Source organism: Streptomyces sp. NPDC043685, assembly GCF_056436585.1.
Genome location: NZ_JBWKCH010000002.1, coordinates 922,623 through 944,137, shown reverse-complemented (window position 1 = coordinate 944,137; position 21,515 = coordinate 922,623). Strand labels below are relative to the sequence as shown.

Below are 21,515 nucleotides of genomic sequence, written 5' to 3'. Positions count from 1 at the left end.
GGCCCTCGCCGGTCCCGCGGCCGTCCGGGCAGGGCCGGTCGGGCAGGGCGGTCGGGCACGGCCGTCCGGGCAGGGCCGGTCGGGACGGCACAATTCACCTATGAGCACGCCGAGTTCCGCCCCGGGCCCGACCCGGCAGAGTTCCGCCGCGCCACCGGACCCGGGGCCCGCGGGCCCGGCCGGGCTCCCCTTCAACCGCCACGTCCACGTCGTCGTCACGGTCCTGGACCGCCCCGAGGAGGTGGACCTGCTCCAGCAGGTGTGCGAGGCGATGGGGTGGCCCGTCCGCGAGCCGTTGGCCGGCGAGACCGCGGTGACCACGGACGCGGGCTGGACGCTGCGCACGATAGAGGTGCGCATCCGCGGAGTTCGCGAGACAGCGGTCGAGCAGGCGGTGTCCACCCTGGACACGCTGGCCCAGAACGCCGAGCTGTCCCTGTACTGCCGCGATGCCACCCTCGTCGAGCGCGTGCACCGGCCGCAGATCGAATGGCATCTGCGGGGCAGGCGCACCACGGTGCGCCACCGCATCCGGCACACCCTCCACATGGCCGCCCGGACCGGTGATCACGATCCGCACGCGGGCACGGTCCGGCTGATCCGGGTACCGACCGAACTCGACGAATCCCGGCCGCGCCGACTGGCCCGTACCCGGCGCGCCGCTCGGGCCGAGTTCGCCCACCATGCGATGCCGCTGCGACGGCTGGACCCGGACCTGCACGAGGTCGGCAGGCCTTCGGCGTCCCGGGGCGGGCACGTGCTGGCCACACTGGCCTTCGTCTTCGCCGCGACCGTCATCAGCCTGCTCGGCGCCGGGCTCTGGCCGGCGGTCGGTGCGGACAGCCCCCGGGTCGGTGCCCCGCTCATCGTCCTGACCGGGAGCTACCTGTTGGGCGGAACGCTTCTGGCGGTGCGGCGCACCCCCACGCATCGTGCCCTCCCGTGGCTCGTCCCCCTGGCCGTCCCCCTCGCCCTTCCCTTGGTGCCCTGGCTCGGGACGCTGGTCCAGCGGGCGTACCTGTCCCCCTTCGGGCTGCGTCCCGCTCCCACAAGCGACGGGCTGGGTGCCGTCCAGGCAGGGCTGTGGGTGCTGTGTGTGTTCGTCGCCGGAGCCCTGCTGCCCGTGGCGTACCTGGGGTGGACACGATTCGTGGCCCCCTCCCTGCGCGTACGGGGCCCGTGGCTGTCCTGGGCTCCGGCGATGAGCGCGGGCATGGGGCTGGGCCTGCTGTTCAGCCTGCTCATCCTCCACACGGCGGCGAGCAGCGGCACCGAGCACCGCGCGCTCGCTGCGGCGGGCCGGGACGTCCCGGAGTACTTCGGCGTGCGTGCCGAGTACGCCTGCGTGGAGCCGATCTCCCGTGAGGTCCCGTACTACGGGGCTCCGCCTCCCCCCGGCAGGCCCGTGGTGATCTTCGGGCAGAGCGGCGACCGGGTCGACTTCTGGAACCCCACCGCCCGGCAGCGGACCAGCATCCGCCTGGAGGACGCCCGCATCAGGATCGTGCCGCACAGCCACTCGGCGTGCACGGGGGGTGCCCGGTAGCGCGCTCGGGCGGGTCGATACCGGGGACTCCGGCTTCACAGACGGGGCGTGCAGGCGGGATCATTGACGGTGACACTGTTGTTCGAGAGAGGGAACGGGGATGTCCGAGCGGGACGAGAACGAGCGCGAGTTCGACCTCAGATGGGCGGACGCGGCCGAGCACAAGGAGCCCTCCGCCCGGGCCCGTATGCTCGCCGCGCGCTGGAAGCACAACCCTCCCGGGCCCGTGCCGTTCCGTGCCGACCCGGACTACGTGTCCTCCCGCCGCAGCCGCTCCTCCTGGATCTCGACCGCCGTGGTGCTGGGCTGCGTGGCGGCGGTGATCGTGCTGCTGGGGTACGCCGACTTCCGCGCGCCGTACTAGGCGTGGACGAGGACATCCGGGGTGGGGAAGCGGCCGCGGCGCGGCTGGTACGGGGGGCGCCGCTCGGCGAAGTGATCGACCTCGCCGATCCGGCCGCCTGGACCGGGCTCGACGTGGGGGTGCGGGCGTGGGGCCCGGTACCGGTTCGGGGACCTGCCGGACACGGCGTGGGGTCGGCACGGAGCGTGGCTGCTAGCGTCCGCCGATGTGAGTGACAGCGTGTACGTGGGCAACGCCGGTGCGGACGCCGCCCTGGACCGGGGATGGATCCTCGGGCATTTCAAGGACGCCGCAGATCCGCGGCACAGCGAGGCCGTGGAGATCAAGTGGGGTGTGCATCCTCGCGGGGACGAGCGGGCCGAGTGGGTCAGGGGCGAGGAGCGGACCGCGCTGCTGGTGCTCGTCAGCGGGCGTTTCCGTGTCGAACTCCCCGGGCGCAGTGTGCTGCTGGAGCGACAGGGTGACTACGTCGTGTGGGGGCGCGGTGTCGATCACTCGTGGGTCGCGGAGGAGGAGTCGGTCGTGCTGACGGTGCGGTGGCCGTCCGTGCCGGGGTACGCGGTGGCCGGGGGCGGCTGACGGGCTTTGCCGGTCCTGGAGACGGTCACGACCCGTTCATGGGGAGCACCGGGTGCACACTGGCTGTGGGACGAGTGCGTGACTGCGGGGTGATGCAGATGCACAGCCGCTTCCGGGCCGACCGGCGGTTGACCACCCGTATGGGGGTGACGCTGTTCCTGCTCGGGTTGCTGTACGTGGGGTTCGTCGCCGCGTTGATCGTGCTGCTGAAGTCGTGGGTGCTGGTCGTGGTGGTCGCGGCGGCGCTGCTCGGCGCGCAGTACTGGTTCTCCGACCGGGTCGCGCTGTACGCGATGCGCGGACGGGTCGTGGAGCGGGAGGAGTATCCCGAGCTGCACGCGGTGATCGACCGGCTGTGCGCCCTGGCCGACATGCCCAAGCCGGTGGTGGCGGTGTCGGTTATGGACATGCCGAACGCGTTCGCGACCGGGCGGAGCCCCGACCACGCGGTGGTCTGTGTGACGACCGGGCTGCTGCGGCGGCTGGAGCCGGCCGAGCTGGAGGGTGTGCTCGCGCACGAGGTGTCGCACGTGGCGCACAAGGACGTCGCCGTGATCACCGTCGCGTCGTTCCTGGGGGTGATCGCGGGGCTGGTCGTGCGGTTCGCCTTGTACTCGCAGCTGTTCGGCTCGGGCCGCAGGGACCAGAACACCGCCGCCGTCTTCGCCGCGGTGATGGGCGTGTCGGCGGCCGTGTACGCGATCAGCTTCCTGCTGATCCGGGCCCTGTCCCGCTACCGGGAACTGGCGGCGGACCGGGCGGCCGCCCAGCTCACCGGCCGGCCCTCGGCGCTGGCCTCCGCGCTCACCAAGGTCTCGGGCGACATCGCCCGCATCCCGGCCAGGGACCTGCGCACCGCACAGGCCTTCAACGCCTTCTACTTCACGCCGGCACTGGGCCGCGAGCCCGGCATCGCGCGGCTCTTCTCGACCCACCCGAGCCTGGAGCAGCGGCTCGACCAACTGGGCCGGATCTCCGCCGAACTCGGCGAGGCGGCGGCACCCGGAGGGGTGTGATCGACGCATGGGGCTGCTGGACATCCTGCTCGGCCGGACGAAACCGGTCGTGGCGGATCTCGACCGGCTCTTCGCGCTGCCCTCTGCGGCCGTGACGCTGGAGGCCGCCGCGGGCTTCACCCCGACCGGGCGGGGCGCGGTCTGCTTCGCCACCGTCGAGGGCGCTGCCTTCGAGCAGTCCCACCGCGAGGTGCAGGCCCTGCTGGACGCCGACACCGACCGCGACGGCCCGCCGGTGGAGTTGCGGCTGGACGAGTACGGCTACTCCTGGCTGGTCTCGCGCCGGACCCCCGGTCAGCTCGCCGCGCTCGTGAACGACCTGCACGCCGTGAACAGCCAGATGGAGGTCAACGGCTTTGGCCCCCAACTGCTGTGCTCCCTGGCCGGGTTCGAGGACCCCGCCGGCCGGCGGCTCGCGCTGGTCTACCTCTACAAGCGCGGCACGTTCTATCCGTTCGCGCCCCTGCCGGACGGCACGCAGCGGCGCGACAACGCACTCGAACTCCAGGTGCGGGCCGCGCTCGCCGGTGATCTGCGCATCGAGCAGGATCTGAGCCGCTGGTTCCCGGTGTGGGGAGCCCCGGGTCTGTGAACGCCCGCGGGGGCGGCGGGCCGCGTGAGTCAATGGCCGCATGAGTGAGCCGGTTCCCTTCACCCACACCGTCGGCGGCGAACGACTCGATGGGCTGTCCGCCGGAGCCGGCCTGCCGGCCCGGGCCACGGTCGTGCTGCTGCACGGGGCGGGCAACGGCTGCAAGGAGCGGCTGGTGCCGCTGCTTGTGGAGTTCGCCGCGCACAGCTGTCATGCTCTCGCCTTCGACTTCTCGGGGCACGGGGAGAGCACCGGCCTGTTGCGGGAGCTGAGTCTGCGCCGCCGCTTCGAGCAGGCCGTGTCCGTGATCGACGCCCACGCCCGCGGGGACGGGCCGCTGGTCCTGGTGGGGTTCAGCATGAGCGGCCAGACCGTGGCCGACCTCGTCCGGCACTACGGGGACCGGGTGGCGGCCCTCGGGCTGTGCGCGCCGGCGGTGTACGCGGCCGAGGCGTGGGACGTGCCGTTCGGCACGGGGGACGGACGGTTCAGCGAGATCATCCGCGGGCCGGGGAGCTGGCGCACGGCCCCCGCGTTCGACGTCCTGCGGGCCTACGAGGGGCGGGCGGTGCTCGCGGTGCCGGGGACGGACGAGGTCATCCCGCCCGCCGTGACGCAGGCCCTGTCGCAGGCGCTGGCCCGGCGCGCGCAGTTCACCCACTGGGAACTCCCCGAGGCGGAACACCGGTTGGGCCTGTGGTTCCGCGACCACCCAGGTGACCGGCGGGCGTTCGTCACCGCCGTCCTGACCGGACTGGGCGAGGGGGGCTGGACGGCGACGCGCGCGTGGGTGGCCGGGCAGCTCCCGGCGGGCCGTACGGTGGCCGCCTCGTCCTTCCTGGCCGGTGGCTGGAGCGCCCAGATGCGGCGGCTCACCCTCGACGACGGCACCCGGCTGGCGCTGCGGACTTTCGTGCAGCCGTTCTTCCGGCGGCACGCGCCCGGGCTGTTGGCCCGCGAGGCGGGGGTCCTCGCGCTGCTGGCCGGGCAGGAGGGTGTGCCGGCCGCCGAGCTGATCGGCGTCGACGCGACCGGCGAGCACTGCGACCATCCGTCCCTGCTGATGTCCGTGCTGCCGGGGCGGGTCCGGGTCGACGAGGAGGAACTCGACGCGCGGGTGGACCTGCTGGCGGACCAGCTGGCCCTCATCCACCGGGTCGTTCCCCGGGAGCGTCCGCGTGCGTACCAGGCGTGGACGTCTCCGGCGACGGTCCCGCCGGGCTGGGAGCGGGCGGTGGACGTCATCCGGCGTGAGCCCCCGCCGTACGAGGGCTGTTTCCTGCACCGGGACTTCCACCCCGGGAACGTGCTGTTCACCGGTTCGGGCGCCGGGCTGCGGGTCAGTGGTGTCGTCGACTGGGTGGAGACCTCGTGGGGGCCCGCCGACCTGGACGTCGCCCACTGCTCCACGGCACTGGCGCTGCTGCACGGACCCGAGTACGGCCTCGGTTTCCGGGAGCGCTACGAGGCCCGGGGCGGGCGCCGCCTGGCCGACGGCCCGGAGCATCTGTACTGGCGGCTGCTCGACGCCCTGGCCTACGTCCCCGACGGGGCGCGGTTGGCAGAGCCGTGGCGGGAGCTGGGCCGGGCCGATCTGACGCCGGAGGTGCTGGCCGGACGGCTGGAGGCATATGTGGCGGGGCTGCTGGAGCGGTACTCCTGAGGCGTTCGGTGAGGTGAATGTCAGTGGCGTCCGCGATGATGCGGTCCGGTCGGGGCATGCGACGAACGGAGGCCGGCATGGGTGCGCAGCGGTACATCGACGTGGCCGAACGGCGGGCCCGGCTCGCGCTGCGGCAGCGGCTCGCGCGGCAGGCCCGGGCGGGGACGCCCGAGGAGGTGGCCGACGCTCTGGTCGCGCTGCACGGCACGGACCCGGCGACGGTGTACCTGGCCGTGGGCGCCCGGCTCGCCGACCCCGCCGGGACCGTCGGGGAGACGAGCCGGGCCCTGTACGAGGACCGTTCCCTGGTGCGGATGCACGGCATGCGGCACACGGTGTTCGTGTTCCCGACCGAGCTGACCGCCGTCGTGCACGCCTCGACGGGGCTGGCCGTCGCCGCCCGGGAGAGGGCCTCGCTGCTCAAGCACATGGCGGCGGCGGGCGCGCCGGACGCGGCCTGGCTGAAGGAGGTCGAGGAGTCGGCGCTGGCGGCGCTCGCCCGGCGCGGGCAGGCGACCGCGGCCGAACTCGCCGAGGACGAACCGCGGTTGCGGGAGCAGTTCGTGTACGCGGCCGGGAAGAGCTACGAAGGGGTGCACACGGTCTCGACCCGGCTGCTGAGGGTGCTGGGCGTCGAGGGGAAGGTCGTGCGCGGCCGACCGCTCGGCTCCTGGACGTCCAGCAAGTTCCGCTGGGCCGTGGCGCCCGAGCATGCCGAGCTGGACACGGCCGGTGCGCAGGCGGAGCTGCTGCGGCGGTGGCTCACCGCGTGCGGTCCGGCGACCGAGGCCGACCTGAAGTGGTGGACGGGGTGGCGCGTGACCGAGGTCCGCAGGGCCCTGGCCGCGATCGGCGCGGAGCCGGTGTCGCTGGACGAGGGCACGGGGTACGTGGCCGAGGGCGACGCGGGCCCGGTGGCCTCCCCCGACGAGCCCTGGGCCGCGCTGCTGCCCGGCCTCGACCCGACGGCCATGGGGTGGCAGCAGCGCGACTGGTATCTCGCCCCCGGGCTGCGGCCCCGGTTGTTCGACGGCAGCGGCAACGTCGGGCCGACGGTGTGGTGGAACGGACGGGTGATCGGCGGCTGGGCCCAGCGGCCCGACGGGGAGATCACCTGGCGGATCCTCGACGAGGAGGGCGTCGGCCGGGAGGCCCGCGCGGCGATCGGGGCGGAGGCGGAGCGGCTCACCGGATGGCTGGGGACGACGAGGGTCACACCGCGCTTCCGCACACCGCTGGAGAAGGAACTCGCGGCGGGCTGAGGAGCGGCCCCCTGGAGACCCTCCTTAGGTCTTCCTCCCCCGGTCCGTGACGTACGCCCCCGCCCGCGCCGCCGTCACCGCCGCCCCGGCGGCCCGGTCGGCCAGGGCCTCGTCCAGCCGGACCCCGCTGATCAGCAGGTGGTAGTAGAGCGGGGCGGAGACCGCCCGGACCACCTCGTGCGCGTCGGTGCCCTCGGGCACCTCGCCCCGCTCGACGGCCTGCCGGACGCAGGGTGCCCATTCCCGGACGCGGACGTCGTAGAAGCGGTGCAGGGCCGCGGCCGTCTTCACATCACCCGTGGCGGCGGCGATCAGGGCCTTGAACAGCGGCGCCTGCCGGGGATCCGTCAGCGTGCGCAGCACCAGGCGGGCGTTGGCCGTCAGGTCGCCGAGCAGCGAGCCGGTCTCGGTGCGCGGCGCCGACTGCTCGGCCATGTCCTCCAGGAGGTCCGCGACCAGGCCGGTCACCGTCCCCCAGCGGCGGTAGACGGTCGTCTTGCCCACCCCGGCGCGGCGCGCGACGTCGGCCAGGTCCAGGCCGGTGAAGCCCTGCTCGGTCAGGGCGTCCTCGGCCGCCCGCAGGACGGACTCCCGCACGCGCGCCGTGCGTCCCCCGGGCCGGACGGTCCCCGGGTCTCCTCCATCAGGCATAACGGCACTCCTGTTCCATTAGCGGCTCCACCCTGCTACCTTAGTGACTGCTAACGGAACTACAGGCCCGTTAAGGCGGGTGACTCCCGAAAGGGGCCCGACATGGAATACAGACGGCTGGGCGCGTCCGGACTGATGGTCCCCGCGCTGAGCTTCGGAGCCGGCACCTTCGGCGGGCGGGGCCCGCTCTTCGGCGCGTGGGGCACGACCGACGCCCAGGAGGCACGCAGGCTGGTGGACATCTGCCTGGACGCGGGGATCACGATGTTCGACACCGCCGACGTCTACTCCGCCGGCGCGTCCGAGGAGGTGCTCGGACAGGCGATCAAGGGCCGCCGGGACCAGGTGATCGTCTCCACCAAGACGAGCCTGCCGACGGGTGACGGACCGGGCGACGCGGGTTCCTCCCGCTCCCGCCTGATCCGCGCCTGCGAGGACGCCCTGCGCCGCCTCGGCACGGACCACATCGACCTCTTCCAGCTCCACGCCTTCGACGCCGGCACACCGGTGGAGGAGGTGCTGGCCGCACTCGACTCACTGGTCCGGGCGGGCAAGGTGCGCTACACCGGCGTCTCCAACTTCTCCGGCTGGCAGGTGATGAAGTCCCTCGCGGCCGCGGAACGGCACGGCCACCCGCGTTATGTGGCCCACCAGGTGTACTACTCCCTCGTCGGCCGCGACTACGAGTGGGAACTGATGCCGCTCGCCCTCGACCAGGGCCTCGGCGCGATCGTCTGGAGCCCGCTGGGCTGGGGGCGGCTCACCGGCAAGGTCCGCCGCGGCGCCCCGATCCCGCCCGGCAGCCGGCTGCACCGCACCGCCGACTACGGCCCGCCCGTCTGCGACGAGCACCTCTACGACGTCGTCGACGTACTGGAGGAGATCGCGCGGGAGACGGGCAGGGCGGTCCCGCAGATCGCTCTCAACTGGCTGCTCCGGCGGCCGACCGTCTCCTCCGTCCTCATCGGCGCCCGGGACGAGCGGCAACTGCGCCAGAACCTCGGCGCCGTCGGCTGGAGCCTCACCCCCGAGCAGGTGGCCAGACTCGACGCGGCGAGCCACCGCCCGGCGCCGTACCCCTACTTCCCCTACGAGCGGCAGGAGGGCTTCGCCCGTCTGAACCCGCCGGTGTTCCCGCCGCCCGGCCGGGCGGCATGAGCGAGCGCCGGGCACCCCGCGACCATCCGCGGGGCACCCGGCGCTCGGACCGGTGTGGTTCAGCGGGCGTAGCGCATGAGCGCCCGCACCATGTGGCAGGTCGTGTCCGACGGCGGGTGGACGCCGATCAGTTCCGCCGCGTCGCGGATCGTCTCGTCGCGGGCCTGGTTCGGCATGTAGACGCCCGAGTCGAGCAGGGCGATGGCCAGGCGCATCGCCTTGAGGCGGCGGTTGTGCGTCACGTACCACTCGCGCGGCCGGCCCGGCGGCAACGGCCGCTTCTCCACGGGCGCATAAGGCAGGTCGAGCAGGACGGGGCGCTTCGCGGTGGACTGGGTGGGCAACGGCTTCGACTTCAGGGCGGCAGCGGGCACAGGCATCCTCCTGTCGCGGTCGGGCGGCTCACCGAAGACGTCGGCATCCCCGGCGCCACCCTCGAACACTGCTTACAGTCTACCGCCGGGCACTGACAACGGGGAGTCCGCCGAGTCCGCCAAAAGACCAGGTGAGCACGGGAATTGGCGCCACGTCACGGCAGCTCCGAGAGGGGCGCGAGGGGCGCCAGAAAATCGAACAAGGCGGTCGGCGCGTACCGTGTACACATGGAGATCTGGATCAATCCCGCGTGTTCGAAGTGCCGCAGCGCCCTGACGCTGCTCGACGCCGAGGGCGCCGACTACACCGTCCGCCGCTACCTGGAGGACGTGCCGAGCGAGGACGAGATCCGCGGCGTGCTCGATCGCCTCGGTCTCGAACCCTGGGACATCACCCGCACCCAGGAGGCCGACGCCAAGGAGCTCGGGCTCAAGGAGTGGCCGCGCGAGGCGAGTTCGCGCGACCGCTGGATCTCGGCACTGGCCGAGCACCCGAAGCTGATCCAGCGCCCGATCATCACCGCGGACGACGGCACGGCGGTGGTGGGCCGGACCGACGAGGCCGTGCGGGACGCCCTGGCGCGCTGACCGGCCGCCGGACCCGTGTGGCGCAGGTCACTCGAGTGACTTCCACACCCGCTGAGTAGCCTCGTTCGGTATCTCGTACATAGCGGCGTACGCTCCCCTACCTCTTTCAGGAGGCGCGCATGTCGCGCAGGAGAACGCTCGGCACGAAGAAGAAGCTCGCACTGCTGGTGAGCGCGGCGACGGTGGCGGGAGGCGGGGCCTTCGTCATGGCGAGCACGTCGAACGCCGCACCGACCCCCAAGTCGGCGTCGGAATCGACGGTCTGCCTGGGTCTCGCCACCGCCCTGGGCAACAACCAGAAGTTCATCGCCGACCAGCGGGCTGCCCCGGACGCGCAGTCCGAGGCACGGATCGCCAACCGCGAGGCGGTCGTCGCGGAGATCAAGCGGAAGCAGGAGGCGTCGGGGTGCGCCGTCGGGGAGTCGGCTCAGGACTCCCAGACCGCGCAGCCGTCGCAGCCCGCCCCTCCGGCCCAGCCGCCCGCAGCTTCGGCCCGGCCGTCGCAGCCCGCCGCGTCCGCTCCCGCGGGAAACACCGGCGGCGGCGCCGCTGCCGGACAGCAGGTGTGCAACGGCTCGACCGTCACCCTGTCCGGCGAGGGCGGTGCGCCCGCCGCGTCCAGCAACCAGTTCCCGGCCGGCACCAAGCTGAAGGTCACCAACCTGGACAACAACAAGTCCACGACGGTGGAGGTCACTTCGGTCTCCGGCAGCTGTGCGCTGCTGAACAACGCCGCCTTCGAACAGGTCCGTGAGCCCGGCAAGTTCTTGATCCGCCGGGCCCTGATCGAGAAGGTGGGGTGAGGCCGTACGACCGACTGAACGGATGAGGCGGCGGCCACCCCCTCGGCCGCCCCTCGTACGTGTCCCCGGTCCTGCCGCCCCCGGCCGGGGGCGGCAGGACCGGCGCGTCCGGGCCCCGCGGCGCCCGTCACCGGCTCGACGGAGGGGAGCCGGTGAGGGGCGCCGGTGAAGGGCGCCGGTGAGGGGCGCCGGTGAGGGGCGCCGCTCCGGCGGGACGCCCTCTCCGCGGTGAAGTACGGCACAGCGCCGCCAGGTAACACGGGGTTCACATGCGAGCAATGGCCGGGTAATCGCCTGTTGCCAGGCTGCCGGGCAGCAGACGCGGCGCACCGGTGCCGCAGCGCCGCAGCACCCGCGATACGCGCCCAGACACACCCCCGAAGGATGTGGCCCGTGACCTTCAAGGCTGAGTACATCTGGATCGACGGCACCGAGCCGACGGCCAAACTGCGTTCCAAGACCAAGATCATCACGGGTGCACCCGCCGGTCTGGACGCGCTGCCGATCTGGGGCTTCGACGGGTCTTCCACCAACCAGGCCGAGGGGCACTCCTCGGACTGCGTCCTCAAGCCGGTCTTCAGCTGCCCGGACCCGATCCGCGGCGGCGACGACGTCCTGGTGCTGTGCGAGGTCCTGAACATCGACCTCACCCCGCACCCCACCAACACCCGGGCCGCGCTGGCCGAGGTGGCGGAGCGCTTCGCGGCGCAGGAGCCGGTCTTCGGCATCGAGCAGGAGTACACGTTCTTCAAGGACGGCTACCCGCTCGGCTTCCCCAAGGGCGGCTTCCCGGCGCCCCAGGGCGGCTACTACTGCGGTGTCGGCGCGGACGAGATCTTCGGCCGTGACGTCGTCGAGGCCCACCTCGACAACTGCCTGAAGGCGGGCCTCGGCCTGTCCGGCATCAACGCCGAGGTCATGCCCGGCCAGTGGGAGTTCCAGGTCGGCCCGCTGTCCCCGCTGGAGGTCTCCGACCAGCTGTGGGTGGCCCGCTGGCTGCTCTACCGCACCGCCGAGGACTTCGACGTCGCCGCCACCCTCGACCCCAAGCCGGTCAAGGGCGACTGGAACGGTGCCGGCGCGCACACCAACTTCTCCACCAAGGCGATGCGCGAGGGCTACGACGCGATCATCACCGCGTGCGAGTCGCTCGGCGAGGGCTCCAAGCCGCTCGACCACGTCAAGAACTACGGCGCCGGCATCGACGACCGCCTGACCGGTCTGCACGAGACCGCCCCGTGGAACGAGTACTCCTACGGTGTCTCCAACCGCGGCGCCTCGGTCCGCATCCCGTGGCAGGTCGAGAAGGACGGCAAGGGCTACATCGAGGACCGCCGCCCGAACGCCAACGTCGACCCCTACGTGGTGACCCGGCTGATCGTGGACACCTGCTGCTCGGCGCTGGAGAAGGCCGGCCAGGTCTGATCCCCACGCCTTCCCGGAAGGGGCGCCTGCCGTCTTGGCAGGCGCCCCTTCCGCGTACGCACTGTCCTTCTTCCTCCGGCAGGCGGACGGGCGGTACCCGTTCGCGATGATGGACCGGGCGAGCGAACTCGGCCCCGCGGCCGCGCCGTTGCTGCCGTTCATCGAGCCGTCCCTGACCGGCGACGGCTCCTCCCTCGCCGCGCTGGCGGTCTGGCGCATCACGGGCCGGACCGAGGACACCGTGGGCCGCCGGCCCGGCGGGCACTGAAGGGGGAGCGGTTCTACGGCGGCGGCCCCACCCCGTGGAGACGCTCGGCGAGGCGCGGCACCGGATCGTCCACGACCTCATGTCCGGTGACGGCCCGCACCCGGACGACGTCGTCCGCAGCGCCGTGCGCGGCCTGCTGGAGACCGCCCGGATCGTGGAGTGAGGCCGGCTGACCGCCGGAAAACGTCCAAGCAGTGAGAGGACCCTGCTGTGACGGGCGTGTGTCTGCTTCAATGGGCCCATGGCCAGCCACCAGAAGCTCACCGCGACGGGTCGCCATGACCTCGAGCCCTTCTGGCCGTCCCGCCAGGACCACGACTTCGACCGGGTGTGTTGCCGCGCGATGAACGCGCCGGCCCTCTGAAGCCGTACACCCCGGCCCTCGGCCAGCGCGCACCGCGTACGTCCCTCGGCGAGCCCGCCCACGCATCGCGGCCGTCGAACTCCCCGACGAACTCCTCGCGCGAAAGAGCTGACCTCTCATGGCGATCACTCGTTCTCTGTCCACCGCCGCTCCCCTCGCCCCCTCCGTGGCCCCGAGTCCACGGCACCGGCTGCGTGCCGTCGACCGGGACGAGGTGGTGACCGTCGCGGACCTGCTGCCGCCCGGTGCCACCTGGATGCCGGCCCCGCAGCACGCCCTGCCCGTCCTGCCGGGCCGCCCGGCGATGGTCGGCTACCTGGTGCTCGTCCCGGCCGACCAGCAGCCGCCGTTCCCGGTGGCGGTGCCGGAGCGGCCGGGGCCCGCCGGCCCGGACACCGCCACCGAGCCGGGCGGCGATCCGCTGATCCGGGTCGACACCGTGCAGCGCACCGCCCGGGTGGACGGCCGGCCGCTCGACCTCACCTACCTGGAGTTCGAACTGCTGGCCCACCTGGTGGCGCACCCGGGCCGGGTGCACACCCGCGACCAGCTGGTCGGCACGGTGTGGGGCTACGGGCACGTGGGAGACGGCCGTACGGTCGACGTGCACATCGCCCGCCTGCGCCGCAAGCTGGGGGCCGAGCACCGCGACACGATCCGCACCGTGCGCCGCGTGGGCTACAAGTACGTGCCCCCGACGGCACGTTGAGGCGCCCCGGCACGGCTGTGCCGCGCGGCGTCTGCTGACAGCAGATCCCCGTTCCCTCTCCTCGTCCCACCGGGCAGAGTCACCGGCATGAGGCTTCTGATGCTGGGCGGTACGGAGTTCGTGGGGCGGGCCGTCGTGGAGGCGGCGCTGGGGCGGGGCTGGGAGGTGACCGTCTTCCACCGGGGGCGGCACGAGGCGCCGCCGGGTGCGCGGTCGCTGCTCGGCGACCGCACCGCGCCCGGCGGCCTGGCCGCCCTCGCCGACGAGCCGGGCGAGTGGGACGTCGTCGTCGACACCTGGTCGGCGGCGCCGAGCGCGGTGCGGGACACGGCGCGGCTGCTGCGGGGCCGCGCCGGCCGGTACGTGTACGTGTCGAGCTGCTCGGTGTACGCGTGGGCCCCGCCCGCCGGGTACGACGAGGACGCGCCCCTGGTCGAGGGGGCGTCGGCCGACGCGGAGCAGACCGACTACGCCCGGGACAAGAGGGGCGGCGAGCTGGCCGTGCTGGACGCCTTCGGCGCGGACCGGTCGGTGCTCGTCCGGGCCGGGCTGATCCTCGGCCCGTACGAGAACGTCGGCCGGCTGCCGTGGTGGCTGACCCGGATGGCCCGCGGCGGCCCCGTCCTGGCGCCGGGGCCGCGGGACCTCCCCCTGCAGTACGTCGACGTCCGGGACCTGTCGCAGTGGCTCCTCGGCGCGGCGGAGCAGGAGCTGAGCGGGCCGTACAACCTGATCAGTCCGCAGGGGCACGCCACGACGGGGACGTTCCTCGACGCGTGCGCGCGGGTCACGGGCGGTGCGGCCGAACTGCGCTGGACCGAACCCGGGGTGATCCTGGAGGCGGGCATCGAGCCGTGGACGGAGTTGCCGGTGTGGGTGCCGCCGGGCAGCGACCTGCACGACGCCCTGCACAGCGCGGACGTCTCCCGGGCGGTTGGGACCGGCCTGGTCTGCCGGCCCGTCGGGGAGACCGTGGCCGACACCTGGCAGTGGCTGCGCGGCCTCGGCGGTGTCGCGCCCCAGCGCCCCGACCGGACGCGCAAGGGCCTGGACCCGGAGGTGGAGGCGAAGGTCCTCGCGGCCGGAACCGGCGCGTGAACACCGCGCGTTCGCCCCTCGGGTGTACGTAGCACCACCCCCGGGCCGGGTGCCCGGCCCCGTGACCCGGCACGTCCGCTCGGCGAGACTGACGCCATGACCATGGACACGAAGAACGGCACCGGGCGGACGACAGGGCGGGGCATCGGGCTCGCGGCGGTGCGGGGGCTGGCGCTGGCCCTCGTCTCCCTGCCGGGGGCGGTGCTGTGCTTGTGCCTGTCCCTGGTCTCGATCGCGCTCATCCCCATCGGGGTCGGCATCGTCACCACGCCCTACGTGCTGACGGGGGTGCGGGCGTTCGCCGACGCGCGGCGGCTGCTCGCGGCGGAGTGGGGCGGGGTGCGGATCCCACCGGCGTACCGGCCGCTGCCCGAGGACGCCAACCCCTGGGCGCGCACCTTCGGGATGCTCCGCGACCCGGCGACCTGGCGGGACCTGCGGTGGCTGCCGGTCGACATGACCGCTGGGTTCGTCACCGCGCTGCTGCCGGCGGTGCTGCTCCTCTATCCGCTGGAGGGGTTCGCCCTCGCGCTCGGGCTGTGGCGGGTCTTCCCCGACGGGTACTGGTACGGCTTCGTGCCGGTCACCGACCAGACGTCCGCGTTCGGTGCGGCCGCCCTGGGTCTGGTGCTGCTGTTCCTCGCGCACTTCCTCACCCCGCGCCTGCTGGGCGTCCACTTCCGGCTCACCCGGGCCGTGCTCGGCAGCGACCAGGGGGAACTGGCCGAGCGGGTACGGGTGCTGACCGAGACGCGGCGCGACGCCGTCGACACCTCCGCCGCCGAACTGCGGCGCATCGAGCGGGATCTGCACGACGGGGCCCAGGCCCGGCTGGTCGCCGTCGGCATGGACCTCGGCACCATCGAGGCGCTCCTCGACAAGGACCCGGCCCAGGCCAGGAAGCTGATCGCGCAGGCCCGTAAGTCCTCGGTGGAGGCTCTGACGGAACTGCGCGAGCTGGTGCGGGGCATCCATCCGCCGGTCCTGGCCGAACGCGGCCTGGGAGACGCCGTGCGGGCGCTGGCGCTGCGGCTGCCGGTGGCCACCGAGGTGAGCGTGGACCTGCCCGGGCGGGCCGAGGCGCCGGTGGAGTCGGCCGCGTACTTCGCGGTGAGCGAGGTGCTCACCAACGCCGTGAAGCACTCGGGCGCCGACCGGATCTGGGTCGACCTGCACCGGGCGGACGGCATGCTGCGGGCGACCGTCACGGACAACGGCAAGGGCGGCGCGGTGATCGGAGCCGGTTCGGGGCTGGCCGGGGTCGAGCGGCGACTGGGTACATTCGACGGCGTCCTGGCCGTCAGCAGCCCCGCGGGCGGCCCCACCATGGTCACCATGGAGATCCCTTGCGCGTAGTCCTGGCCGAAGACCTCTTCCTGCTGCGCGACGGCCTGGTCCGGCTGCTCCAGGCGCACGGCTTCGAGATCGTGGCGGCCGTCGAGTCCGGTCCCGAACTGGCCGCCGCGCTGGCCGAGCTGGACCCGGACGTCGCCGTGGTCGACGTCCGCCTGCCGCCCACGCACACCGACGAGGGCCTGCAGTGCGCGCTCGACGCCCGCCGCGCGCGGCCCGGGCTGCCGGTGCTGGTGCTCTCCCAGCACGTGGAGCAGCTGTACGCGCGTGAGCTGCTCGCCGACGGCAGCGGCGGGGTCGGCTATCTGCTGAAGGACCGGGTCTTCGACGCCGAGCAGTTCGTGGACGCCGTACGGCGGGTCGCCGCCGGGGGCACGGCGATGGACCCGCAGGTCATCCAGCAGCTTCTGGCCCGCCGTTCGGGCGACGACCGGCCGCTGGCGCGGCTGACGCCCCGGGAGCGGGAGGTGCTGGAGCTGATGGCGCAGGGCCGGTCCAACGCGGCGATCGCCGGGAAACTGGTCGTGACGGAACGGGCGATCGCCAAACACACCGCGAACATCTTCGGCAAACTGGGCCTTGAGGTCTCGGACGACGACAACCGCCGCGTGCTGGCGGTTCTCGCGTATCTCGACCACGGCCGGTGAAACCGGACCCGTCTTCTCACCCCCTGTGGACGATCCGCAACTCCCGGTGCGCCAGCGGCTGTTGAGAACACAGAGTCCTCACGAATCTCGCATCAATTTCCGGTACCCCTGAACACCCGTGGGACGCACTGCGTATGGAAGGGAGCCGCTTCACTCCTGTCGGGCGCCTCGATGCCCCCGAAAAAGGAAGTCAGAGGAGTTCCATGGGACGCAACACAAGAAAACGCCGTACGCCGCTGGCCACCAAGGCCATTGCCGCATCGGCGGCCCTAGCGCTCGGTGGGGGCGGGCTGATCTGGGCAAACTTCTACGCCTCGGCGCACGAGGAGAACTCGGCGAACCAGACGAAGTCCGCGGGCGCGCAGATCGCCACGATCCAGTGCCCGGACGTCGGACAGAAGCTGACCGATGTGCCGGACGGCGCCCGCCAGGGGGTGGACAAGGAGCTGGCCAACCTCGACAAGCAGATCAGCGAGGCGTACACCCGGCTCGCCTCCACGCGCCAGGCCCAGGCCGGTGACGCCGGCTTCGTCAACAACGCCATCCTCGGCCCGCTGAAGTCGAAGCGGGTCGCGGCCATCGACCGGATCGGCATCAACATCCGGCGGGTGGGCGGGCAGGCCCCGGGCAACCTGGAGCAGCTCGCCGAGTGCAAGGGCATGGCGGCCGACATCAACACCAACGACGGCCAGGCCGGAGGCGGTCAGAACAACGACGGCCAGAACAACGGCGGTCAGAACGACGGCGGTCAGGACCAGGGTCAGGACAACGGCGGCCAGGACAACGGGCAGGGCCAGGGCGGCAACGGCGGGCAGGCCGGCAACGGCCCGGTGGCGGACGACTTCATCAAGATCGAGGACGTCCAGCCTAACTCCCGCAACCTGCCGAACGGTCTCGCGGCGAACGGCGACGGCGGTTCCACGGGGTCGTTCACCACGATCTGTGGCACCAACCAGAACGAGAACCGCAACTCGGACAACGTGATCGTGGCGCCGGGTGTCTCCAACGGCGCGAAGCACCAGCACGACTACGTCGGCAACCAGAGCAACAACGCCTTCGCGAGCGACGAGGACCTGGCGAACGCCGACACGTCCTGCCAGAACCAGGGCGACAAGTCGTCGTACTTCTGGCCGGTCATCCGCCTCCAGGACGGTTCGCAGGACATCGACCAGGGCAAGCCCGGCGGCGGCCAGGACGGCAACGTCGGCAAGATCGTCGAGCCGGCCGAGGCCCAGCTGAAGTTCGTCGGCAACCGCACCAGCGACGTCGTCGCCATGCCGAAGGCCCTGCGCATCATCACCGGTGACGCCAAGTCCTTCACCAACGGCCTGAACAACGCCAACACCGCATGGAGCTGCACCGGCTTCGAGGACCGGCAGGTGACGGACAAGTACCCGATCTGCCCCGAGGGCAGCTCCGTGGTGCGCACGTCCAACTTCCAGAGCTGCTGGGACGGCCAGAACATCGACAGCGCCAACCACCGCACCCACGTGGACTTCGTGGAGGCGGACGGCACCTGCTCGAACGGCTTCAAGGCCATCCCCCAGCTCCAGGTCCGGCTGGTCTACGACATCCCGGCGCCGCAGATCGACAACGGGCAGCTGCAGGGCGCCTTCGCGGTGGACTCCTTCCCGGAGCAGCTGCACAAGGCGATCACCGACCACAACGACTTCATCAACTTCTTCGACGAGAACGTGATGAACAAGATGGTCCAGTGCATCAACGACGGCCAGGACTGCAAGTAGCCCTGACCAGGTGACGCGGAAGGCCGGCGGTGGGAATTCCCACCGCCGGCCTTCCGCCGTCGTGGCCCGCGCGTTCAGCCGTGGTGGCCGCTGCCGCCGTCGTGCCCGCCGCTGTTGTGGCTGCCGCCGGGGTTCATGTGCTCGGAGCCCTCTTCCATGGTCCCGCCGAGGGCGCCCTGGAGCGCCGTGACCGTCTTCTGCTGACCGACGGCGACCCACTTGCGGCCGACGAGGTAGTAGCCGCCGTAGTCCTTGGCGCTGTTCAGCCACTCGCGCTGGCCGCGGTCGGTGGCGAAGGTGGCGAGGACGTACTTCTCCTTGCCCTTCTCGCACAGGGCCTGGCGGATGGTGTCCGCGTCGGTCTGCATGTTCGGCTTGCAGTCGGCCTCGGCCGCGATGTGCTCCAGGCTGCCGCTCACCTCCTTCGGAACGGCCGCCTCGTCCTTGTCGCCGGATCCGCCGCAGCCGGTCAGCGCCAGTATCGCCACCGCGCCGCTCAGCGCGAGCATCGGTCGGGTCACCCTCATCTGTTCCTCCGGTCCTTGTCACGGCACGGTCCTTGTCACGGCACGATCCGGACGCATGCCGCACGGAGCCCCGGCAGAGGCTCTCGCCCTCGATACGGCTGCGGAGCCCGCCGTGCTCAACATTCCGCTGCCCGGGTGTGCACTCCTGTGCGAGGGTGGGCCCGTGGATCAGGACTGGGAAGAGCGTATGGCCGCCCTGTGGGACCGTTTCGACGACTACGCCGAGACGGAGGAGGGCGGGGCACGCTTCCGCTCCGACGTCGACGCGCTCGTCGCCGAGCTGCCGGAGGGCAGCCCGCTCGGCCTGTTCGAACAGGGCTGCGCCTGGGACTCCACAGGTGACTCCGACAAGGCGGTCCCCCTGTACCGGGAAGCGCTGGAGAAGGGCCTCGCCGACATCAGCCCCGACAAGGCCCGCCAGACGAAGATCCAGCTGGCCAGCTCCCTGCGGAACACCGGCCGGGCCGAGGAGGGCGTCGCCCTGCTGACGCCCGAGCTCCTCGCCCCGTCCGACGAACTGGACGACGCCGTACGGGCGTTCCTCGCGCTGTGCCTGTCGGATCTCGGCCGTGACCGGGAGGCCCTGGCGCTGGTCCTGGGTGCCCTGGCCCCGCACCTGCCGCGCTACCAGCGGTCCACGGCGAACTACGCCCGGCTGCTCGTGGAACCCGGGGCCCACCCGGGGGCGTGACGCTCCGCAGCCAGGTGACCATCCAACGATTCGCTCGTTCTGCTGAACGTGCAGTCACAGGATGTCGCCCAGCGCCCCGCACCCTCCTCCGTGGCCGGCCCGGTCGTCGACGTCGAGCAGGCCGAGGCCGCGCTCGTCGAGCACTACCCGCGGCTCGTCCGGCTGGCCTACCTGGTGCTGCCACCCGGGACGGGCCGCAGCCGCCGCGTCCTGACCGCGCACGCGCTCACCCAGCGGGCACTCCCCCGCAGCCGCACCCCGGCCCCGGTGATCCCGGCCCAGAACGGGGGTGCCCCCTTCTCGGGCGAAGCCGAGAGCCTGGGGGACGGCCGGCACCGCGACCCGGGGTACGCCCTGGTCCGTCTCCAGGTGCTGCGCACGGCGCTGGAGGCGGGGCTGCCGCTCACGGCGAAGGCGTGGCCCAAGAGGGCCCAGCTGCCGCCGCTGCTGCCGCACGTGTGGGGCCTGAAACTGTTCCCGCGCTCCGGTGGCGCCGACGAACTCGCCCTGGACCAGCGGCTGTCCACCCTGTCGGGCCCGGCCCGGGCCGCGTACGCGCTGCGCGGCCTGGAGCGGCTCACGGACGCCGAGGTGTGCGAGGTCCTCGCGGCGGCGGGCGTCGCGGACCCGGAGGGCGCGGTGCTGGAGGCCGACGGGATCCCCGCCCGGTACGGGCTGCTCGACTCCCCCGAGTTCGATCCCTGCTCGCTCCAGGCCCGCCCCACCGACCTGATGCGCCGCCGCCAGCACCTGAAGGCCGCCCTGGCCGCCGGTGCCGCCCTGCTGGTGTGCGGGGCGCTGCTCGGGCTGCCCGGTGAGGGCTGGGGCCCCGAGGGCGCCGCGGCGCCCCCGTACGCGCGCAACCCCGCCGCGCAGGCCGCCCTGGACCCGGCGAAGCTGACCCGGGTCCCGCCCACCGCGTGGCGCGGCTCGGACCGCGTCGACTTCTCCGTCTGGCCGGCCCGCGGCGACCGCACCGGCGACCGGGCCCTGCTGCGCCGCGCCCTGGCCGTGTGGGCCCGCCCCGGCGAGACGGTCCAGGTGTCGGCGACGCCCGGCACGCTCTCCGGCGGCCCGGCCGGACCGCCCCAGCTGCTGTACGCGGGGACGGTCGACGCGGCACGCGTGGTGATCCTCTACGACGGTCTGCGCATCGCCCGGTACGCCGAGCCGAAGGACGGCACGCAGGGCGCCGCCCTCGACTTCGCACGGGTCGACGGGGCCGGCCGGGCCGAGGCGGGCGCGGTGGTCCTCGGCCGCTCCGACGGCAACGTCCGCTATCTGCTGGCCCCCTGGGTGAAGAAGGCCGGGGAGCGGGACCTGATGAAGCCGGGCTCCGGCGCGATGGACCTCACGCTCACCGGGGGTGTGACCGCGCCGCTGGCCAGCCCTGCCCTGCGCTCGGGTCCCTGCACCTCGTGGAACGTGCTCCAGGTGGCCGACGGCGGCAGGACCCGGCTGCTGACCGACCTCGGTGAACTGGTCCCGGCCCGGCTCACCACCGGACGGCCGGGCTCCCCCGGCGAGGTGTCCGGCGCCGCCGCGCTGCACACCTGGCAGCCGTTCGCCTGCTCGCTGGGCACGGTGCGCTCGGCGGGGGTACGCCAAGTCAACGCCTGGGCGTTCAACGAGCAGCCGCTGCCCGACGCGAGCGGCACCGCGGCGTGGGTGTGCACCCGGGCCGAGACCTGGCGGGGCGGCGGGCCGCGGGTGCTGGCGCAGTTCCACACGCCCGGCGGTGCGTACGGGGCGGTGGCGGCGAAGGCCGAGAACGTCCCGGCGTGCGGGGAGCGTGACCCGCATGTGCTGGCCGGCGTGCTGTGGAAGTCGAAGGGCGGGGACTGGTACCTGCTGGCCGCCGGCAGCCGGGAGACGGCGTCGATCCGGGCGACGGGCGGGGTGGACGGGTCCGCGCGGAGCAGTCTGCTGACCGTGCCGGCCGAGCAGGGAGCGCAGGCTCAGCTCAAGGGGACCCTGAAGGACGGGCGTTCGCTGCGCGGGCTGCGCTGAGGGGCTCCTCCCGTGCCCGCCCGAGGGCCCCGGAGGCAGCTCCGCGATCGATCCGGCCCGTTCGAGGCCGGAATCGATCGGT

24 protein-coding genes are annotated in these 21,515 nt (G+C 72.9%); 21 read left to right on the top strand and 3 right to left on the bottom strand.

The window, feature by feature from the left end:
• Nucleotides 1–100: 100 nt before the first annotated feature.
• The 7 genes from AC0665_RS09035 (at nt 101) to AC0665_RS09005 (ending at nt 7,022) form a co-directional block, all read left to right on the top strand.
• Nucleotides 101–1,546 carry a hypothetical protein gene (locus AC0665_RS09035; RefSeq protein ID WP_478704695.1) on the top strand — a complete coding sequence of 482 codons (1,446 nt, stop codon included), beginning with the start codon at nt 101–103 and terminating at the stop codon, nt 1,544–1,546.
• Between the two features lie 100 nt (nt 1,547–1,646).
• A complete protein-coding gene (locus tag AC0665_RS09030) occupies nt 1,647–1,910 on the top strand; it encodes an SCO2583/SCO2584 N-terminal domain-containing protein (RefSeq protein WP_468413623.1) in 264 nt (87 codons plus the stop codon).
• Nucleotides 1,911–2,117: 207 nt separating this feature from the next.
• Nucleotides 2,118–2,489: a cupin domain-containing protein gene (locus AC0665_RS09025; protein ID WP_468413621.1), complete on the top strand. Its 372-nt coding sequence runs from the start codon at nt 2,118–2,120 to the stop codon at nt 2,487–2,489.
• Nucleotides 2,490–2,587: 98 nt separating this feature from the next.
• Nucleotides 2,588–3,505, top strand: coding sequence for a zinc metalloprotease HtpX (gene htpX / locus AC0665_RS09020; RefSeq protein WP_478704694.1), 918 nt, complete (start codon nt 2,588–2,590; stop codon nt 3,503–3,505).
• Between the two features lie 7 nt (nt 3,506–3,512).
• The gene (gene pspAB, locus AC0665_RS09015; RefSeq protein ID WP_478602733.1) at nt 3,513–4,097 is read left to right on the top strand and encodes a PspA-associated protein PspAB; all 585 of its coding nucleotides are present in this window, start codon (nt 3,513–3,515) and stop codon (nt 4,095–4,097) included.
• Between the two features lie 40 nt (nt 4,098–4,137).
• Nucleotides 4,138–5,760 carry an alpha/beta fold hydrolase gene (locus AC0665_RS09010; RefSeq protein ID WP_478704693.1) on the top strand — a complete coding sequence of 541 codons (1,623 nt, stop codon included), beginning with the start codon at nt 4,138–4,140 and terminating at the stop codon, nt 5,758–5,760.
• A 77-nt stretch (nt 5,761–5,837) separates the two neighbouring features.
• A complete protein-coding gene (locus AC0665_RS09005) occupies nt 5,838–7,022 on the top strand; it encodes a winged helix DNA-binding domain-containing protein (RefSeq protein WP_478704692.1) in 1,185 nt (394 codons plus the stop codon).
• Nucleotides 7,023–7,046: 24 nt separating this feature from the next.
• On the opposite strand, the gene AC0665_RS09000 is transcribed toward AC0665_RS09005, so the two are convergent.
• The gene (locus AC0665_RS09000) at nt 7,047–7,673 is read right to left on the bottom strand and encodes a TetR/AcrR family transcriptional regulator (RefSeq protein WP_478704691.1); all 627 of its coding nucleotides are present in this window, start codon (nt 7,671–7,673) and stop codon (nt 7,047–7,049) included.
• A gap of 102 nt (nt 7,674–7,775) precedes the next feature.
• Here AC0665_RS09000 and AC0665_RS08995 point away from each other — a divergent pair, with 102 nt between their 5' ends.
• Nucleotides 7,776–8,831 carry an aldo/keto reductase gene (locus tag AC0665_RS08995; RefSeq protein WP_478704690.1) on the top strand — a complete coding sequence of 352 codons (1,056 nt, stop codon included), beginning with the start codon at nt 7,776–7,778 and terminating at the stop codon, nt 8,829–8,831.
• 59 nt (nt 8,832–8,890) lie between these two features.
• Here the strand turns inward: AC0665_RS08995 and AC0665_RS08990 are convergent, their stop codons facing one another.
• Nucleotides 8,891–9,205: a hypothetical protein gene (locus AC0665_RS08990; protein ID WP_478602723.1), complete on the bottom strand. Its 315-nt coding sequence runs from the start codon at nt 9,203–9,205 to the stop codon at nt 8,891–8,893.
• 228 nt (nt 9,206–9,433) lie between these two features.
• Between AC0665_RS08990 and AC0665_RS08985 the strand changes: the two genes are divergently transcribed.
• The 11 genes from AC0665_RS08985 (at nt 9,434) to AC0665_RS08935 (ending at nt 18,205) form a co-directional block, all read left to right on the top strand.
• Nucleotides 9,434–9,793, top strand: a complete 360-nt coding sequence (locus tag AC0665_RS08985; protein WP_478704689.1) for an arsenate reductase family protein — start codon at nt 9,434–9,436, stop codon at nt 9,791–9,793.
• Nucleotides 9,794–9,912: 119 nt separating this feature from the next.
• Nucleotides 9,913–10,596, top strand: a complete 684-nt coding sequence (locus tag AC0665_RS08980) for an RlpA-like double-psi beta-barrel domain-containing protein (protein WP_468638020.1) — start codon at nt 9,913–9,915, stop codon at nt 10,594–10,596.
• A gap of 393 nt (nt 10,597–10,989) precedes the next feature.
• Nucleotides 10,990–12,021, top strand: a complete 1,032-nt coding sequence (gene glnII, locus AC0665_RS08975) for a glutamine synthetase (RefSeq protein ID WP_468413606.1) — start codon at nt 10,990–10,992, stop codon at nt 12,019–12,021.
• A gap of 34 nt (nt 12,022–12,055) precedes the next feature.
• A complete protein-coding gene (locus tag AC0665_RS08970; protein ID WP_478602719.1) occupies nt 12,056–12,289 on the top strand; it encodes a hypothetical protein in 234 nt (77 codons plus the stop codon).
• A 34-nt stretch (nt 12,290–12,323) separates the two neighbouring features.
• Nucleotides 12,324–12,452, top strand: coding sequence for a hypothetical protein (locus AC0665_RS08965; protein ID WP_478602717.1), 129 nt, complete (start codon nt 12,324–12,326; stop codon nt 12,450–12,452).
• Between the two features lie 78 nt (nt 12,453–12,530).
• Nucleotides 12,531–12,653, top strand: a complete 123-nt coding sequence (locus tag AC0665_RS08960; RefSeq protein WP_363120811.1) for a hypothetical protein — start codon at nt 12,531–12,533, stop codon at nt 12,651–12,653.
• Between the two features lie 118 nt (nt 12,654–12,771).
• The gene (locus tag AC0665_RS08955) at nt 12,772–13,362 is read left to right on the top strand and encodes a winged helix-turn-helix domain-containing protein (RefSeq protein WP_478704688.1); all 591 of its coding nucleotides are present in this window, start codon (nt 12,772–12,774) and stop codon (nt 13,360–13,362) included.
• 87 nt (nt 13,363–13,449) lie between these two features.
• The gene (locus tag AC0665_RS08950) at nt 13,450–14,460 is read left to right on the top strand and encodes an SDR family oxidoreductase (protein WP_478704687.1); all 1,011 of its coding nucleotides are present in this window, start codon (nt 13,450–13,452) and stop codon (nt 14,458–14,460) included.
• 96 nt (nt 14,461–14,556) lie between these two features.
• Nucleotides 14,557–15,816: a sensor histidine kinase gene (locus AC0665_RS08945; RefSeq protein WP_478704686.1), complete on the top strand. Its 1,260-nt coding sequence runs from the start codon at nt 14,557–14,559 to the stop codon at nt 15,814–15,816.
• Nucleotides 15,807–16,460, top strand: a complete 654-nt coding sequence (locus tag AC0665_RS08940) for a LuxR C-terminal-related transcriptional regulator (RefSeq protein WP_468413596.1) — start codon at nt 15,807–15,809, stop codon at nt 16,458–16,460. The genes AC0665_RS08945 and AC0665_RS08940 overlap by 10 nt, the downstream gene beginning before the upstream one ends.
• A 203-nt stretch (nt 16,461–16,663) precedes the next feature.
• A complete protein-coding gene (locus AC0665_RS08935; RefSeq protein WP_478704685.1) occupies nt 16,664–18,205 on the top strand; it encodes a DUF1996 domain-containing protein in 1,542 nt (513 codons plus the stop codon).
• A 74-nt stretch (nt 18,206–18,279) separates the two neighbouring features.
• On the opposite strand, the gene AC0665_RS08930 is transcribed toward AC0665_RS08935, so the two are convergent.
• Nucleotides 18,280–18,732 (bottom strand): hypothetical protein, encoded by a 453-nt coding sequence (locus tag AC0665_RS08930; RefSeq protein ID WP_478507605.1) that lies wholly within the window; start codon nt 18,730–18,732, stop codon nt 18,280–18,282.
• Nucleotides 18,733–18,895: 163 nt separating this feature from the next.
• On the opposite strand from AC0665_RS08930, the gene AC0665_RS08925 reads away from it, so the two are divergent.
• The gene (locus AC0665_RS08925) at nt 18,896–19,423 is read left to right on the top strand and encodes a tetratricopeptide repeat protein (RefSeq protein WP_468638026.1); all 528 of its coding nucleotides are present in this window, start codon (nt 18,896–18,898) and stop codon (nt 19,421–19,423) included.
• Nucleotides 19,424–19,471: 48 nt separating this feature from the next.
• Nucleotides 19,472–21,433, top strand: a complete 1,962-nt coding sequence (locus tag AC0665_RS08920; protein ID WP_478507607.1) for a hypothetical protein — start codon at nt 19,472–19,474, stop codon at nt 21,431–21,433.
• The last annotated feature ends 82 nt before the right edge of the window (nt 21,434–21,515 follow it).